Consider the following 17,882-nt stretch of genomic DNA (forward strand, 5'->3'; position numbering starts at 1 on the left):
GCGGCGGGCGGCCCCGGGGCGTCCTCGAAGTCCGCCAGAGCCGAGCCCCTGCCGACTTCCACCCGGACTCCCCCGACATGTCCGTGCCATGCGATACCGTCCTTGACGTCGACGGCCGACACCACAGCGCGATCGCACCATCAGTCGAGGAGCAACACTCATGGGGGCACTCCTGCCGACGCTGCAGGCGAATCACCTGCGCGAGGGTCTCACCGACTACCTCGCGACCACCTTCGCGCTGACCGACCCCGACACCCAGGCGGCCCTGATCGACTTCGTCGGCGAACCCCGCACGGGCATGTTCAAGGGCCCCTATCTCCGGCTGCGCTTGCCGTTCGCCCCCGCACGCGGCAATTGGGGCATGCATTTGGATTGGCTCCCACAAGGTTTCGTGCCCTACGGTCATCAGGCCGAGGCTTTCGGGCGCCTGTCGACCAAGTTCCAGCCGCGGCCACTGCCAACCCTGGTCACCACCGGTACCGGATCCGGTAAGACCGAGTCGTTCCTCATCCCGATTCTCGATCACGTACTGCGCGCGAAGAAGCGCGGCGTCGCAGGAATGAAAGCGTTGATCATCTATCCGATGAACGCGCTGGCCAACGACCAGGAGCAGCGGCTCGCGCGGCTGATCGCCACCCACCCGGAGCTCGCCGGCGTCACCGCGGGCCTCTACACCGGCGAGCAGTCCTCGGGCGGGCGGACCCTGGTTTCTGCGGACGGGCTGATCACCGATCGGCGGCTGATGCACGATTCGCCACCGGACATCCTGCTCACCAATTACAAGATGCTCGACCATCTGCTGCTGCGGCCGGATCGGGCGGCGATGTGGCGGCAGTCGGCAGAGTCGTTGCAGTACGTCGTGCTCGACGAGTTCCACACCTACGACGGCGCGCAGGGTACAGACGTGGCGATGCTGCTGCGGCGGCTCGGGCTGGCGGTGAAGTCGTACTGGACGGACGCCACAAATGTGAGTGCAGCCGGTCGGGCGCGCCCGCTGGGGCGGATCACCCCGGTGGCGACCTCGGCGACGCTGGGCGGCGACGGCGAGCCGACGGCGATGCTGGACTTCGCGCACGAGGTGTTCGGGGAACACTTCCCCGCCGAGTCGCTCGTCAAGGAGACCCGGCTCGAATCCGATGCCTGGCTGCTCGATCGGGCAACGAAGCTCGACGCCTTGTACCAGCCGATCGTCCCGGCTGTCGAGGAAGCCGTCGCATTCCTGACCGCGTTGAAGGAGACCGCTCCGAGCAACGGGCACCTCACCGCCGCGGTGCTGGCGACCCTGTTCGAGCGGGGCGGTGATCAGCCGCCGGGGCTCCGGGAGCTGGCCTCGGAGTTGCGTCGCCTCGACGAGGCCGAGCAACTGGACCTGCTGAAGAAGCACAACGTGTTCGGCCAGCTGGTCAAGCGCTGCGAAAAGGCGGTGTCGCTGGCCGAACTCGCCTCGGCGGTGCTGCCGGCCCCATCGGCCGAGCGGGACAACCCGCGAGCGCAGGCCACCCGGCAGCGGTACCTCGATTTCGTGTTTGCCGCGCTGTCGCATCTGCGTGCCGAAATCGGCAGGTCGGCACTGAATGTCGATGTGCACCTGTGGGTTCGGGAACTGTCCCGGATCGACCGGGAGCTCGCTGTCACGGCGCGGTTCCGCTGGGCCGACGACGGCGTGCCCGAAGGTGTTGACGTCGAATATCAGCCCGCCCTCTTCTGCCGCCACTGTGGCAGGTCGGGCTGGGGCGTGCGAATGGCACCCACCGGCGAGGTCCTCGACCCGGATCAGGACTCGGTACGGTCGCTGCATCTCACCGGTGACGCCCGGATCCGCGCGCTGATCTCCGCGCCGCTCGAGGCCCAGCTCGGCACCGCCGTGGACGGCCTGCGCTGGCTGCTGGTCGACAAGCGCGAACTCAGCGACGAGACCCCCGACCCCGAAAGCCCCGAAGTTCTGGAGGGACACGCCCTTCCGGTGCTCATGCTGCACGGGCCGGCGGCGGAAGAGGATTCGCGCAAGGATGTCTGCCCGGCGTGCAACACCGCCGACGGCATCCGCTTCCTCGGCAGCGCGGTCGCGACGCAGCTGTCGGTGGCGCTGTCGAACATGTTCGGTGATGCGGAACTCGCCGCCGACGAGAAGAAGGCGCTGATGTTCACCGACAGCGTGCAGGACGCCGCCCACCGGGCCGGGTTCGTCCAGGCCCGCTCACATACGCTCAGCCTGCGCTCGACGCTGCGGAACGCTCTCGGCGCCAAGGTCTTCGGTGCGAACGCCGCCGCGGTACTGACGCTCACCGAACTGTGCGAGGCAGTGATCGAGCGGGCGGGCGACGACCCGGCCCGGCGTTATCATCTGCTCGCGCCCGACATCGTCGAGCACGATGAATTCGTCGCGTTCTGGCAGCGAGATGCCCGCATCGACCAGCGGCGCAGTGCCTTACGCAAAGTCAAGCAGCGGGTGCAGTTCGATATCGACCTCGAATTCGGCCTGCAATCGCGACTCGGCCGCACGCTCGAACTGACCGGCAGCGTCGTCGCCGAGGTCGACCTCGGCTCCCCCGCGCGCGTCGCGAGCCTCGGCGGGCAGGCGCTCGCCGGTGCGGAATATCAACTGGCCGTCTCTGAACCCGATACCGCGGCGATCACCCGCTGGGTGCGCGGCACGGTGGAACGGATGCGCACCCAAGGCGCGATCCTGCACGACTGGCTGGCGGCCTTCGTCCGGCACGACGCCAACCGGCGCTACATCTGGGGCGGGCGACCGCGCGGCGTGGGGATGCCCGCGTTCCCGAAAGGCCGTCCCGCCCCGGCCTTTCCGGCGGTCGGGGCGCGAACCGTCCCGGACGGGTTTGACGCGATCACCGCCCCCTCCTCGTGGTACGCGCGATGGGCCTCCCGCTGCCTGGGCGTATCCGCGTTCGAAGGCGGTTTCCTCGCCCGATCGTTGTTTACGGTGCTGGCCGAGCAACGCATCGTCATCACCGTCACCACCGAAAAGTCGCTCACGGCTTATCAATTGAGCGATAGCGGCATCATGGTCGGTGCGCCGGACCTGGCCGACCTGCAGGCGGGCCGGCATCTGCTAGTGTGCGAGGTGTGCCGGACCCAGAATCCCGGCAGCACCGCCGTCGTGGATCAGCTCGAGGGCGCGCCGTGCCTGCTCGCCCGCTGTCCCGGCACCTTGCAGCGAGCGCACAAGGGCGACAACTTCTATCGCCGGCTCTACGACCGCTCCGAAATGAAACGGGTGGTGGCGCGCGAACACACCTCGCTGCTGCCGACCAGGATCCGGCTCGAATACGAGACGAAATTCAAGGGATCCGGCGACGATCCCACCGCACCGAACGTGCTCGTCGCCACCCCCACCCTCGAAATGGGTATCGATATCGGCGACCTCTCGACGGTCATGCTTGGTTCGATGCCCCGGACGGTCGCTTCCTATCTGCAGCGGGTCGGGCGCGCCGGCCGTAGCACCGGAAACTCCCTCATATTGGCCTTCATTCGCGGGCGGGGTGAGCATCTGCCCAAGCTCTACGATCCGCTCTCGGTGATCGACGGCAAGGTGCGGCCACCGGCGACCTTCCTCACCGCCGAGGAAATCCTGCAACGCCAGTACGTTGCCCACGTCATCGACCGGCTGGCGCGACAGCCCGGCGCATTGGATCCGCTCGACGCCCGCGCGGTACTGGGGAGTTTCGACGAGCACACGTGGATGGCGCAACTCATCCACGCCGCCGAAACCGGGGCCGCGAACCTGCTCGACGGATTCCTCGGCCAATTCGGCGGGTTGCTCGACGGGACCGCTCGCGACGGGCTGCGCGCCTGGGCCTCGCCGGGCGTGGACGGCGAACCCGGCCCGCTCACCCGGCATCTGCGGGAGACCGTGCACCGCTGGAACCGGGACGTCACCGATCTCACCGATCGCCGGACCGCCGTCGACGCCGCGCTACCGGAGTTCGAGCAGCGCGCCACCTCCCCGGCGGCCACCGACGACGACCGCCGCAACCTGCGTACCGCGCGCGGCACACTGAGGTTGCTCCGCAAACACATCAGCGCCCTCACCGACGAGCACTGGGTCGGGGTGTTGGAACGCTATGGCGTGCTGCCCAATTACACGCTGCTCGATGATTCGGTCACGCTGGATGTCGGCATCACCTGGATCGACGCGGAAACCAAGGAGATCCATGACGAGGCTGAGAGCTATCAGCGGGGCGCCCGCGTCGCCCTGACCGAACTGGCCCCCGGCTCCACCTTCTACGCCCAGGGTCTGGCCGTGCGGATCGACGCCGTCGATCTCGGCGGAGGCGCCGCCGCCATCCACACCTGGCGAATGTGCCCGCGTTGCGGGTGGGCCGATATCAGCGCGAACGGCGAACAGCCCCGACATCGGGGCAGTTGCCCGCGCTGCGGCGACGGTGCCGTCACCGACGTCAGCCAGCAGTTGCAGGTGCTGGAGATGTCGAAGGTGTCGGCGGAGGTGCGCCGCGACGAGGCCGCCATCACCGACTCGCGCGACGAGCGCCACCGCGAGGTGTACTCCGTGGTCACCGCTGCCGATATCGACCCCGGGAATGTCGCCCGGCGCTGGTTCGCCACGGAACACGCCTTCGGCGCAGAATACTTGCGCCGCATCGACATTCGCTGGCTCAACGTGGGCCGGCGTACTTCCCAGGGCGTCCGGCGCACCATCGCGGGCACCGACGTGACCACCGGCCTGTTCCGGGTGTGCTCGGGCTGCGGGCAGCTCGACCGGATAGCCGGCCGGAACGAGATCTACGAGCACCGCAGCTGGTGCCGGTACCGCAAAGCCACCGACGAACACCACGTCCGAGATATCGCGCTGGCACGCACGCTACGTACCCAGGCGGTCTTGCTTCACGTGCCGCCGGAACTGCGCTACGACACTTTCGCGTATCCCAGCCTGAGCGCGGCCGTCCTCCTCGGTCTGCGCGAGGTGATCGGTGGCGCGCCCGAACACCTCGACGTCGTCGCCGTCCCCGATGCCCTCTACGCACCCAATCAACACGCCCTGCTCATCCATGACACCGTGCCCGGCGGCACCGGCTACCTGGCCGAATTCGCCGACCCGAACAAGGTGTGGTCGGCTCTGGTCGCGGCCCGTGCGGTACTGCACAGCTGCTCGTGCGCGACCGAGTCGCGGCTGGCCTGTCACAACTGCCTGCTGCCGTTCACCCCGCCGAACGAGCTGGACAAGGTCTCCCGGAAGACGGCAGTGAAGATCCTCGACACGATCCTCGACGCCCAGGACAGCGACCCGGCGTGGGATCGATGGTCGCAGTCGATCGTGGACGAAACACCGGACAATCGCGTCGGCAGCCCGGAGTCGCCACTCGAACGCCGCTTCTACCAGGCTTTCCTGGAGCGGCTGCGCACGCTCGGCGCCACGATCAAGGAGACCCCGGGCACCTACGCCAACAAGGCCACCATCACCATCCCCGGTCCGACCATCCGCACCTGGACGCTCACCCCACAGATGCAGATGGGCAACAGCCTGCCCGACTACGAATTGAAAACCTCGGACCCCGAGATTCCGATCATCGCCATCTTCGCCGACGGCCGTGAATATCACGCCGTACCAGACCGTAACCGGGTGGCCGACGACGCGCGCAAACGCGCCATTCTCCGCTCGGGCGGAGTCATGGTCTGGTCGTTCTGCCACCAGGACCTGGAACGCTTCGAAGCGCGGCAACCCGTCACCCCGTCCTGGTACTCGGCACAGCTGAGCCGAATCATGCTGCAGCAGGGCAATTTACGCCGACCGCTGACCGACCTGCTGCTCGCCGACCCGATCACTCAATTGTTCGGGTTCCTGACCGATCCCGACATCGAGGAGTGGGCGAAGGTCGGGCATTGGCTGCCACTGATGTTCATGCGCGAACACCGCGGCAGAGGTGACAGTTCCGGACTCGCCGAATGGGCGCTGGCCCTGCTCGACAACCATGACTCGGCGATCCCGGCGGGCGACCACGCGTGCGCTTCGTACACCGACGGACCACTGACCGTCACCGCGGCGATACGACCGGACACCGCAACCGTTTCCGCCGTCCTCGTGCTCGACGACCGGGACGCCGCGCTCGGCACCGGCGACGGTTGGCGGGAATGGCTGCGCTTGTCGAACTGGTTCGGCCTGCGCGATACCCACCTGGTGACCACGCGCAGCCTGGTGACGGGTGACACCGCCGCGCCGGAGCCGCGCGCCGACACCCTCGCCGGCGAATTGCCGCCGCACTGGCAGACGCTCTACGACACGAGCATCTCCGACGCCGAACGAGCGCTGGTCCTGGACCTGGCTGCGGCCGGCACCCCCGTGCCCGAGCAGGGCTTCGAAACCGACGACGGCGAGGTCATCGACATCGCCTGGCCCGGCGCGCGCGTCGGGGTGCTGTTCGACGGCGGCGACGCCGCGCCCAATACGCTGGCCGATCAGGGCTGGACGATCTGCCCGCCGGAGACGGCACCGATCATCACCGCCCTGATCGCGAACGGAGTGATGTGATGGCCAACATCGTGATGATGAACCAGAGCAAGGCGCTCGCCAAGCTCGACGGATCCCTGGTCCAGCGGGTCTTCAGCTTTCTGGACAAATTGCAGACCGACGACACCACCCTCGGATTGCACATCGAGCCGATCAAGGGTGCCGTGGACCGGCGGGTCCGCACGGGCCGGGTCGACCAGAATCATCGCGCCGTGCTGTTCCGGGTCGACCCGAAGGAGGGTGGCACCACCTACGTCTACATGGGGACCTGGAAGCACGACGTCGCCAACTCCCTCGCCGAGCGCGCGGTCCTCCGGGTCAACCCGGTGAACGGCATCCTCGAAGGCGTCGTGACGGAATCTGTCGAGGACACGACCGACCCGACCCCGCCGCGCTCGGTCGAATCGCCGACGGAGTCCGCCCGAGGCTTTCTGGCCGAGGCAGGATTCACGCTGTCGGACCTCACCCACCGACTCGGCATCGATGCCTCCTTGGCCGGACGCGCACTGGCCGCCGCCGACGACTTCGAACTCAACGACATCGCCGCGCGGGCATCCGGCTGGCAGGCCGATGCACTACTCGAATTGGGTTGCGGCACCGGCATAGACGACATTCGAGACAAATTCCGGTTCAGCGAGGTTCCCGTCGACACGACGGTGGACGAGGACGACCGCATCATCCGGGCACTCGACCGGCTGGCCTCGAAGATGCAGTTCACGTACATCGAAGGCAGCGACGAGTTGCGGCGTGTCATCGAAGGCGGTGATTTCGCGGCCTGGCGGATCTTCCTGCATCCGGAGCAACGCGAATACGCGGAGAAGGACTACAGCGGGCCCTTCCGGCTCTCCGGTGGTGCCGGCACGGGCAAAACCGTGGTCGCCATCCACCGCGCCCGTAACCTGCTGACCCGCAACCCGAACGCCCGAATCGTGCTCACCACGTTCAACAAAACCCTCGCCAAGAATCTCGAAACCGACCTCGCCGCACTGGAACCCGGCATCAGAATCGCGAAGAGGCTCGGCGAACCCGGCATCTACGTCGAAGGAATCGACAAACTCGCAAATGATGTCGTACGGCAAGCCGCCGAGATCGGACCCGCGACCGAAGCCGTACTCGGCATCCGAACCGAAGTTCCCGTTGCGCGCACGAAGAAGGATCAGGTGTGGCGGGAAATCGTCGACACCATCGCAACCGGCCTCGAACCGAGGCTCGCGACGCCCTGGTTTCTCGACACCGAATACACCTCGGTCGTCCTCGCCAACAAGGTGACCACACTCGAGCAGTACGCGCGGGTCTCCCGAGCCGGCCGGGGTGTGCGACTCTCGAGACCACAGCGCATCGCGGTATGGAAACTCGTGGAGGCCTACCGGCGCCGCAGCCGCATGGACGAAACACTGAGCTTCCCAGAGGTTCTGGCGATCGCGGCAGAGCACCTGCAGCAGCGGGCGAGCACTGCCGCCGACCGCCCGGCCGACCATGTCATCGTCGACGAAGCCCAGGACCTGCACGCGGCGCACTGGCTGATGCTGCGCGCCCTGGTCGCCGAAGCCCCCAATGACCTGTTCCTCGCCGAGGACTCCCACCAGCGCATCTACGGGCAACCCGTGGTACTCGGCCGCCTCGGCATCAAGATCGTCGGCCGTTCCCGCCGACTGACCCTCAACTATCGGACCACCGCACAGAACCTGGCCTTCGCCATCGGCATCCTCACCGGCGCCGAATACCACGATTTGGAGGCCGCCCCGGAATCCGCAGCCGAGTACCGATCAGCACGCACCGGACCCAAACCAATACTGCGCCAATGCAATTCCGTATCCGAGGAGTTACGGACCGTCGCCGAGCAACTCCAAGAATGGATGTCCGACCCATCGATCGACCCCTCCACCGTCGCCGTACTCACTCGTGGGGTCGGCGACCGCAGTCAACTGGTCCGAGCCCTCGCCGAGCGCGGCATCAGCGCCCGTGCCTTGGACGACAACCCAGCAATCCCCGGCCACGTCCAAATCCTGACGATGCACCGATCCAAGGGAATGGAATTCTCCCGAGTGATCCTGACCGGCATCGACGAAGCCCACGTACCGGCAAAGGCCGGTCTACTGGGAGTACCCGAGGAAGAACTGACCGAGGCCCGCCTCCGGGAGCGCTCCCTGCTCTACGTCGCAGCCAGCCGCGCCCGTGACCAGGTGGTCGTCACGTGGAGCGGACGCAGATCGGAACTCCTCGGAAAGTCGTGAGCTCGACCCGACCTCCGTCGTCGATCCCGGTCGCCCGTGGTGGTGAACTGGTCGTGTCGATCGCCCCGCCGCACCACTCCAACGCGGCTGCCATCCTCGATGTGTACGCCGCTGTCGAACCCCATCCGAGCTTTGCCGCGGATGGGACCGGACCGGGATTTCGTTCGTCAATTCGGCTTCCCACAGCATTTCTTGTATTTACGGCCCGAACCACACCAGCATTGCTCGTTGCGGCCCGGCGGCCACACCAGCGCCTGGCCGCGCCGCGCAAGTTCGGCCGCATACGCCGCGCGCGCCGACGAATCCAGCGGATCCACGCCGTGGTCGGCCACATACCCGGCGAAGCCGGCCGCGGTGGCCACGGCGACCCGCGGCGACATGCCCGGATCGATAGCCCGCAGCTGGAGCTCAACCGACGCCAGGTGCTCGTCGTGACTGCCGTACTCGTCCGCCGGTCTCGGCCACCGGCGATCCACCTCCGACAATTCCTCGGCTGGGAAATACAACACCGCCACCGATACCGGTTCCGGCCCCTGCGGCCGGAACCGCTGATTCACCTGCTCCAGCACAGACGCTTGGTCCGCATCGACCCGCAGGTCAGCAGCATCTTCCGGCAATCCCAGCGCCCGGCGCACCCGCCCCCGCCCACCGCTGAGACGAAACCGGCCCAGACGATGCTCCGGATCATCACCGCCCATCCGCAACCGAGTCAGACCCGCCTCGAACCACCGCAACGCAGCGTCGAACTCGCCGCGCTCCTCGAACATCTCACCCACGAGTTCGTACGCCGAAAAATCCTCCGGACCTTCATCGAAAACTGTCCCGAGCAGCTTCCGCCCCGCCTGTTGGTCACCGTGGTCCATCAGGAACAGCGCGTACCACACTCGGGCACCGCCACCGGCGACCTCGCCACCGTCAGCGATCGCATCCAGATATCGGCGCCGCGCCCGCACCAGATCACCGGCCAGGACCCAGTACGAGGCGGCTTCATTCAGATTCTGGGCCCGCTCGCGCGGATCTCCGGCCTCCCCTTCGTCTTCATACTCGAGCGCCAACTCCTCCGGCGCTGGACCAGCCGCGCGGAACTGGCCGGCCAACACCTCCAGCTCTGCGGTCAGCCGTGCGTTCTCCCGACGCAGCGCCTCGAGTTCCGCGCGCTCCGAACCAGACGAACCCTCGGACATCGAGCTTCCTTTCCACCGAATCGAGCCGCACCCGTCCGATCGGGCGCAGGATCAAGCTAACGCCTACCGCGCCGGCACCAGCATCGGACCCACAACCGGCTCGAACAGCAAGGGAGACAACCGGAATGAGGACCGCTGTGCTTGACACTCGCATCGCGCTGGGTGCACTGCGACTCGGCTTCCAAGCCGACGCCGAGAATGCATGACCGAGGCTTCCCGGGTGCTCTCTCAGGTGAGACACTGACGACTCGGCTATCGATCCTGATCAACGAGGACGCCGACGTGACCGTCCGGCAACTCCCCCGCGAGAATCCGCTCGGCCTGACGACGATGGTCCCGAATCTGCTCAGGCGACAGCTCGACCCTGATGGGCTGCGGCGAATCGCTGGTGAGTGCGCTCACGCTCACCGTTCGTCTTCCATCCGAAGGCCGACTTCCGTAGACCTGGCATCGACCTGCGCAAGTCCGAACGTATGCCGGTGCCCCCCACCTCACGAAGCGGCCTCCCCCACAAGGCCGGCAATGGTGGACGCAGAGGGGATCGAACCCCCGACCGCTGGTGTGTAAAACCAGTGCTCTACCGCTGAGCTATACGTCCGGATCCCGCCGGTGGGTGACGGCCGACCGACGGAGAGGGAAACGCGGTGTGGACCGCGGTGGTTTACGAATCTAACGCAGCGAGCGCCTTCTCCCAAGCCGCCTGGTCACGGGCCTCACCGGGGCCGTTCATCTCGGCGAAACGGATGATGCCGTCCTTGTCGACCACGAAGGTGCCGCGGTTCGCGAAGCCCGTGGCGTCGTTGAAGACGCCGTAGGACTGCGCGACCGCGCCGTGCGGCCAGAAGTCCGACAGCAGCGGGAAGGTGTAGCCCTGCTCGGCGGCCCAGATCTTGTGGGTCGGCGACGCGCCGACCGAGATCGCCAGGATCTCGGCGCTGTCGTTCTGGAACTTGGGCAGTTCGTCGCGCACCTTGCACAGCTCACCCTGGCAGATACCGGTGAAGGCGAGCGGGTAGAACACCACCAGGACGTTCTTCTCACCCCGGTAGTCGGACAGGCTGACTTCCTGGTTGTTCTGATCCTTCAGCGTGAAATCCGGCGCGGCCGTGCCCACTTCGAGCGGCATGCGGATTCCCCTCTCGTCTCGGGTTCGCGGGGCGGGGAAAAGTGCCCGCCCCCGGAGAAACCTTAGCCGCGTGGCGATCAGCGCTGCTTCGAGGGCGTCTTGGGCTGCATCAGTTTTGTGCCGGTCCAGGACCCCAGACTCACCGGTGTGGTCGACGTCAGGCCCGCAGTGGGTGCGGATTCGGCGATCTCGCTGGGGTCCACATGCCCGGACTGCCCGGTCTTGGGTGTCAGCACCCAGACCACGCCGTCGTCGGCCAGCGGTCCGATGGCGTCCATGAGGGCGTCGACCAGATCACCGTCGCCGTCACGCCACCAGAGCAGGGCGACGTCGACGACCTCGTCGGTCTCCTCGTCCAGCAGGTCGGAGCCGGTCACCTCCTCGACCTCGTCCCTGAGGGCGTCGTCGGTGTCCTCATCCCAGCCCAACTCCTGGACCGACATGCCGTGTGAGATGCCAAGCTTCTGAGCGTAGTTCTGCGCGTCCGCCGCGGCGACCACGGTGGTCTCCTCCTCAACTCCCGACAATATGTAGTTGCAAGCGAACATGGTTATCCGCCCCAGCGCAAGCCGATCCGCCGGATTCCGCCCCGAAATGTCGCGTATCAGCGTGATTCTCAGCGGGCAGGACAGGCTCCTCGCACCGCGTTGAGCGCGTCGTTCACCCGTTTGCTGGCGTCGTTCAGGGCTCCGACCGGGGATGTGTAGTTCATTTTCCGAGATTCCGCCGCCAGCTCCCGCGCGGCCGCCACATAGTCGGTGAACTTCTGCGCCAGCTCCGGCGGCAGCTGATCGCCGGCGGAGTTCACCCGGCTCTCGACCGTGCGGGCCGCGTCCTCGAGGGTCTGGGCGGCGTCGTCGCGCTTGCCGTCCTGATCCGGAGCGTTACCGTCGTGTGCGTCGACGAAGTCGTTGTACTTCGTGACCGCCACGCTGGTGGTGTCCCGGAACGGATTGCAGTTGTCGCCGATCGCCTTGGCCTGAGCCGCCGCCTTGCGGGACGAACTCGCCGCGGCCACCGAGGATGCCATCTCGGTGCGATAGGCCGCCGCGTCCGCCTGGTTCACCGTCGCCGTGCCGTGGACCGAACTGGAGCATCCCGCTATGACCAGGCCACTGCCGATCGCCGCTGCCGCACATGCCAGCCCGAACCCTCGTGGGTTGAGCAGTCCCATCATCCTCCCCGCTCCTCGAAGGCACTCGAGCGTGTCCTGTCGTGGCGCCGACCGACTTTCGTGTCCGGCGCAGCCTTGCCTAGCGAACCGTACTGGATTTCCCCCTGACATGATGACCTGGGCCGCATCATCGGGAAGGATGTGAGGTGCGCCCCAACCATTGTCCAGCGTCGGCCGGCCCGTGCACCAATGCGGCCGGTCCGGGTTAGAGCCATCAGCTTGTCCACCCCTTTGTACGAGGAGCATTGAATTTTGACCGACCTGATGCACCCGATGTCGTCGAGCTCCAACGGTGCCGCAGCCGACCAGTCGGCGCAGCGGCCCGCCGGTGCGCGCGTGCGCGTGATCCGCGAGGGGGTTGCGTCGTACCTACCGGACATCGATCCGGAAGAGACGGGCGAATGGCTCGAATCCTTCGACGAGATGCTCGACCGGGAGGGTCCGGGACGGGCGCGCTATCTCATGCTGCGCTTGCTCGAGCGCGCCGGTGAGCGTCACGTGGCGATCCCGGCCCTGACCTCCACCGATTACGTCAACACGATCCCGACCGAGAACGAGCCGTGGTTCCCCGGCGACGAGGAGGTCGAGCGCCGCTTCCGCGCCTGGATCCGCTGGAACGCCGCGGTCATGGTGCACCGCGCGCAGCGCCCGGGTATCGGTGTCGGCGGCCACATCTCGACCTACGCCTCGTCGGCGGCGCTGTACGAGGTCGGCTTCAACCACTTCTTCCGCGGCAAGGATCATTCCGGCGGCGGCGATCAGGTCTTCATCCAGGGCCACGCCTCCCCCGGCATCTACGCGCGCGCCTTCCTCGAGGGCCGGCTGTCCGAGGCCCAGATGGACGGGTTCCGGCAGGAATACAGCCACGGCGGTCCGGGCCACGGCCTGTCGTCGTATCCGCATCCGCGGCTGATGCCCGACTTCTGGGAATTCCCCACGGTCTCCATGGGCCTGGGCCCGATGAACGCCATCTATCAGGCGCGGTTCAACCACTACCTGCACGACCGCGGCATCAAGGACACCTCCGATCAGCACGTCTGGGCGTTCCTGGGCGACGGTGAGATGGACGAGCCGGAGTCGCGCGGCCTGATCCAGGTGGCCGCCAACGAGGCCCTCGACAATCTGACCTTCGTCATCAACTGCAACCTGCAGCGCCTGGACGGCCCGGTCCGCGGCAACGGCAAGATCATCCAGGAGCTGGAGTCGTTCTTCCGCGGCGCCGGCTGGAACGTCATCAAGGTCATCTGGGGCCGTGAGTGGGACGCGCTGCTGCAGGCCGACCGCGACGGCGCGCTGGTCAACCTCATGAACACCACCCCCGACGGCGACTACCAGACCTACAAGGCCAACGACGGCGCGTACGTCCGCGAGTACTTCTTCGGGCGTGACCCGCGCACCAAGGAACTGGTGAAGGGCCTGTCGGATCAGCAGATCTGGAACCTCAAGCGCGGCGGCCACGACTACCGCAAGATCTACGCGGCATACGCCGCCGCGCTGGCGCATCAGGGTCAGCCGACGGTGATCCTGGCCAAGACCATCAAGGGGTACGGCCTCGGCAAGCATTTCGAGGCACGCAACGCCACGCACCAGATGAAGAAGATGACGCTGGCCGACCTGAAGGCCTTCCGCGACGTGCAGCGCATCCCGATCACCGACGAACAGCTGGAGGCGGATCCGTATCTGCCGCCGTACTACCACCCGGGCCCGGAGGCGCCGGAGATCCAGTACCTGCTGGACCGCCGCCGCACCCTCGGCGGTTTCGTCCCGGAGCGGCGATCGACGGCGAAGCCGTTGCAGCTGCCCGGCGACGAGCCCTACCGGTCGGTGCGCAAGGGTTCCGGCAAGCAGAGCGTCGCCACCACCATGGCTTTCGTGCGCCTGATGAAGGAACTGTTGCGGGACAAGAACATCGGCGACCGGATCGTTCCGATCATCCCCGACGAGGCCCGCACCTTCGGTATGGACTCGTGGTTCCCGTCGCTGAAGATCTACAACCGCAACGGCCAGCTGTACACGTCCGTCGACGCGGAACTGATGCTGGCGTACAAGGAGAGCCCGGTCGGGCACATCCTGCACGAGGGCATCAACGAGGCCGGGTCGACCGCCTCGTACACCGCGGCGGGCAGTTCCTATGCCACGCACGGCGAGCCGATGATCCCGCTCTACATCTTCTATTCGATGTTCGGTTTCCAGCGCACCGGCGACGGCCTCTGGGCCGCGGCCGATCAGCTGACCCGCGGCTTCATCCTCGGCGCCACCGCCGGCCGGACCACGCTGACCGGTGAGGGTCTGCAGCACAACGACGGTCAGTCGCTGCTGCTGGCGTCCACCAATCCGGCGATGGTGTCCTACGATCCGGCGTTCTCCTTCGAGATCGCGCACATCGTGCGGGACGGCCTGCGGCGCATGTACGGCGGCGGCCGGCCGGCTCCGGAGTCCACGGCCCTGCCGGGCACCCGTCCGCAGATGGCCGCGGACAACTTCGGCGGCGAGAACCTGAACTACTACATCACCCTCTACAACGAGCCGTATCCGCAGCCTGCGGAGCCGGACGACCTCGATGTCGAGGGCCTGCTCAAGGGCATCTACCTGTACAAGCGCGGCGGCACGGGCGATCTGCGCGCGCAGATCCTGGTCGCCGGCGTCACCGTGCCGGACGGCCTGCGCGCCCAGGAACTGCTCGCGCAGGACTGGAACGTCCAGGCCGACGTCTGGTCGGTGACCTCCTGGAGTGAACTGCGAAAAGACGCGCTGGCCAAGGAGATTCAGGCCCTGCACCATCCCGACCTCGAACCGGGCGTGCCGTATGTGACGCAGGTGCTGTCCGCCGCGCCCGGCTCCGCCGAGGGCAACGCGGGTCCGTTCGTCGCGGCATCGGACTGGATGCGCTCGGTGTCGGATCAGATCCGCAAGTGGGTACCCGGTGACTACACCACCCTCGGCACCGACGGATTCGGGTTCTCCGACACCCGGCCGGCGGCGCGGCGGGTGTTCAATGTCGACGCCCAGTCGATCACGGTGGCCGCCCTGGCCGCCCTGTCCCGTTTGGGCAAACTGCACCCGGCGCTGGTCAAGCAGGCCGCGGAGCGGTATCGCATCCACGATGTCGACGCCGCACCGAAGTCGCTCACCAGCACCGAGGAGTAGAACCGGAAGTAGGGACGCGCCGGACCGCCGCCGTAGCCGGCCCGGCGCCCCACCTCCGCCTTCCCAGTCCGGCACGCCTACGACCTGGGGGTATGCACTGGGGCTACCCTCGCGGGAGAAAATCGACAAGTGGAACGTAAACCGCCGCGGCCGCGCCGGATCGATGACACCTCGTCCGAGCACGAGGTGTATCTCCCCACCGGCGCTCTCTCGCCCAATCCGCAGGCTCGCGATCCGCTGCCGGACACGCTGCTGAAGCGGGTGAAGCAGTTCTCCGGGAGGTTGTCGACCGAGGCGATCGCCTCGATGGAGGACCGGCTCCCCTTCTTCGGCGATCTGGACGCCGCGCAGCGCGCGGGCGTGCAGATGCTGGTACAGACCGCGGTGGTGAACTTCCTGGAATGGCTACAGGATCCGGAGAGCGACATCCGGTTCAGCCTCGATGCCTTCCAGGTGATCCCGCAGGATCTGGCCCGCCGCCTGACCCTGCGGCAGACCGTCGACATGGTCCGGGTGGCCATGGACTTCTTCGAACAGTGGCTGCCCGCGCTGGCCCGCAACGATCGGCAGCTGGTGGCCCTCACCGAGGCGGTACTGCGCTACGGCCGGGAACTGGGCTTCGCGGCCGCCTCGGTGTACGCGAGCGCGGCCGAGTCCCGCGGCGCCTGGGACACGCGGCTGGAGGCGCTCGTCGTCGACGCCGTTGTACGCGGAGACACCGGCCCGGAGATGCTGTCGCGCGCGGCCACCCTGAACTGGGACGCCACCGCACTCGCCACCGTGCTGGTCGGCACGCCGCCCAAGGATCAGGTGGTGGTCGGTTCGGTGCACACCATCGCGTCCCGGCACGGCCGCTCGGCGCTGGCGGTGGTGCAGGGATCGCGGCTGGTGATGGTGGTCAGCGGCATGCTCGGCGAGGGCGCGTTCCCGGTGCCGTTCCTGGCGGATCTGCTGGCCGAGGCGTTCTCCGAGGGCCCGGTGGTGATCGGGCCGACCATGCGCACGCTGTCCGCGGCGCACATCAGCGCGGTGGAGGCGATGGCCGGGATGGAGGCCGTGGTGGGCTGGCGTGGCGCGCCGCGGCCGGTGCACGCCGCCGAGCTACTGCCCGAGCGCGCGCTGCTCGGAGACCGTGCCGCGATCGACGCCCTGAACGAATACCTCGTGTTACCGTTGGCCGCCGCCGGCTCGGCCCTGTCCGACACCCTGGACGCCTATCTGGATTGCGGTGGCGCGGTGGAGACCTGCGCACGGCAGCTGTTCGTTCATCCAAACACCGTGCGCTATCGGCTGAAGCGAATCGGCGACATCACGGGGCGGGATCCGATGAATCCGCGGGACGCGTACGTGCTCCGAGTCGCTGCGACAGTAGGCCGTTTGACACGAACTCGTAACGAATCGTCGTCATCCGCCCCAGAAGACCCAGTTGCCACCTACTCCGAAGGTCACCTGTAACACCGGCCGCGAGGCTGTCGATTGCGCCGACCCAACTGCCGTTTTGTGGGGTCCACACAAAAGCCGCCGACAAGCTTCATTCGCGTCGACATCTCCGAAACGGGTGCCGGGGGTGTTTTCTTGACAACGTGATCGCGTTGTTCGCCCCAGGACAGGGCTCTCAGACACCCGGCATGCTCGCGCCTTGGCTCGATCTCCCCGGTGCGCGCGACCGTCTCGAACTGTGGTCCAAGGCAATCGGGCTGGACCTGGTTCGCCTCGGTACCACGGCCACCGCGGAGGAGATCACCGACACCTCGGTGACCCAGCCCCTGGTGGTCGCGGCCGCGCTGCTCGCTTTCGCGGAGATTCCGCGGGACGCGCTGCCGGCCGACACCATCGTCGCCGGACATTCCGTCGGTGAACTCGCCGCCGCCGCCGTCGCCGGGGTAATCTCCGCCGACGACGCCGTGCGCCTGGCCGCTCTCCGCGGTGCGGAGATGGCCGGAGCGTGCGCACTCGAGCCGACCGGCATGTCCGCGGTGCTCGGTGGCGATGAGGAAGCCGTGCTCGCCCGGCTCGAGGAATTGGGCCTGACGCCGGCCAACCGCAACGCGGTCGGCCAGATCGTGGCGGCGGGCCGGTTGGACGCGCTGGCCGAACTGGCCGCCGCGCCCCCGGAGAAGGCACGCGTGCGCGCGCTGCCTGTCGCCGGCGCCTTCCACACGACGTTCATGGCACCCGCCCAGGACGCCGTTACCGAAGCGATTTCTCAGATAACTCCCAGCAAACCTGAGCGCGTTCTACTGTCTAATTACGACGGTAGCCCGGTCACTTCGGGTCAGGACGCCATCGAGAAGCTGGCGGCTCAGGTGACCAGGCCGGTCCGGTGGGACCTCTGCACCGAGACCGTCCGCGCCGCAGGGGTTTCCGGGGTGGCAGAGTTGCCGCCGGCGGGCACCCTGATCGGAATCGCGAAGCGGGAACTGAAGGGCACTCCGAACCTCGCCCTGAAGGCTCCTGAGGACATCGCCAAGTTGCACGAGTTGTCTCGAGTCTCCGCAACCAGCTAGCTTTCCTCGCGACCGCAACGATG

Annotated in this window: 9 protein-coding genes and 1 tRNA gene; 5 read left to right on the forward strand and 5 right to left on the reverse strand. The window is 67.3% G+C overall.

Annotated features, from left to right (window positions below):
* Positions 1-160 precede the first annotated feature (160 nt).
* Both NRB56_RS06380 and NRB56_RS06385 read left to right on the forward strand, forming a co-directional pair.
* Entirely contained in the window at positions 161-6,508 is a 6,348-nt protein-coding gene (locus tag NRB56_RS06380) for a DEAD/DEAH box helicase (protein WP_153339486.1), read from the forward strand.
* Positions 6,508-8,721, forward strand: coding sequence for a 3'-5' exonuclease (locus NRB56_RS06385; protein WP_153339487.1), 2,214 nt, complete (start codon positions 6,508-6,510; stop codon positions 8,719-8,721). Before NRB56_RS06380 ends, NRB56_RS06385 begins: the two co-directional genes overlap by 1 nt.
* A 167-nt stretch (positions 8,722-8,888) precedes the next feature.
* On the opposite strand, the gene NRB56_RS06390 is transcribed toward NRB56_RS06385, so the two are convergent.
* The 5 genes from NRB56_RS06390 to NRB56_RS06410 form a co-directional block, all read right to left on the reverse strand.
* Positions 8,889-9,905, reverse strand: coding sequence for an SEC-C domain-containing protein (locus tag NRB56_RS06390; protein ID WP_153339488.1), 1,017 nt, complete (start codon positions 9,903-9,905; stop codon positions 8,889-8,891).
* 523 nt (positions 9,906-10,428) lie between these two features.
* Positions 10,429-10,503, reverse strand: a tRNA-Val gene (locus NRB56_RS06395).
* Positions 10,504-10,566: 63 nt separating this feature from the next.
* Complete coding sequence (locus tag NRB56_RS06400) at positions 10,567-11,031, reverse strand: peroxiredoxin (protein ID WP_153339489.1); 465 nt, start codon at positions 11,029-11,031, stop codon at positions 10,567-10,569.
* A 77-nt stretch (positions 11,032-11,108) separates the two neighbouring features.
* Positions 11,109-11,531: a DUF3052 domain-containing protein gene (locus tag NRB56_RS06405; protein ID WP_319942655.1), complete on the reverse strand. Its 423-nt coding sequence runs from the start codon at positions 11,529-11,531 to the stop codon at positions 11,109-11,111.
* 116 nt (positions 11,532-11,647) lie between these two features.
* Positions 11,648-12,208: a hypothetical protein gene (locus NRB56_RS06410; protein ID WP_227837205.1), complete on the reverse strand. Its 561-nt coding sequence runs from the start codon at positions 12,206-12,208 to the stop codon at positions 11,648-11,650.
* A gap of 270 nt (positions 12,209-12,478) precedes the next feature.
* On the opposite strand from NRB56_RS06410, the gene aceE reads away from it, so the two are divergent.
* The 3 genes from aceE to NRB56_RS06425 all read left to right on the forward strand — a co-directional run bounded on the left by aceE (position 12,479) and on the right by NRB56_RS06425 (position 17,859).
* Positions 12,479-15,352, forward strand: coding sequence for a pyruvate dehydrogenase (acetyl-transferring), homodimeric type (gene aceE, locus NRB56_RS06415; RefSeq protein WP_153339648.1), 2,874 nt, complete (start codon positions 12,479-12,481; stop codon positions 15,350-15,352).
* Positions 15,353-15,538: 186 nt separating this feature from the next.
* Entirely contained in the window at positions 15,539-16,807 is a 1,269-nt protein-coding gene (locus NRB56_RS06420) for a PucR family transcriptional regulator (RefSeq protein WP_319942656.1), read from the forward strand.
* A 128-nt stretch (positions 16,808-16,935) separates the two neighbouring features.
* Positions 16,936-17,859, forward strand: a complete 924-nt coding sequence (locus tag NRB56_RS06425; RefSeq protein ID WP_319942629.1) for an ACP S-malonyltransferase — start codon at positions 16,936-16,938, stop codon at positions 17,857-17,859.
* Positions 17,860-17,882: the final 23 nt, after the last annotated feature.

This window comes from Nocardia aurantia (assembly GCF_009604425.1).
GTDB lineage: Bacteria > Actinomycetota > Actinomycetes > Mycobacteriales > Mycobacteriaceae > Nocardia > Nocardia aurantia.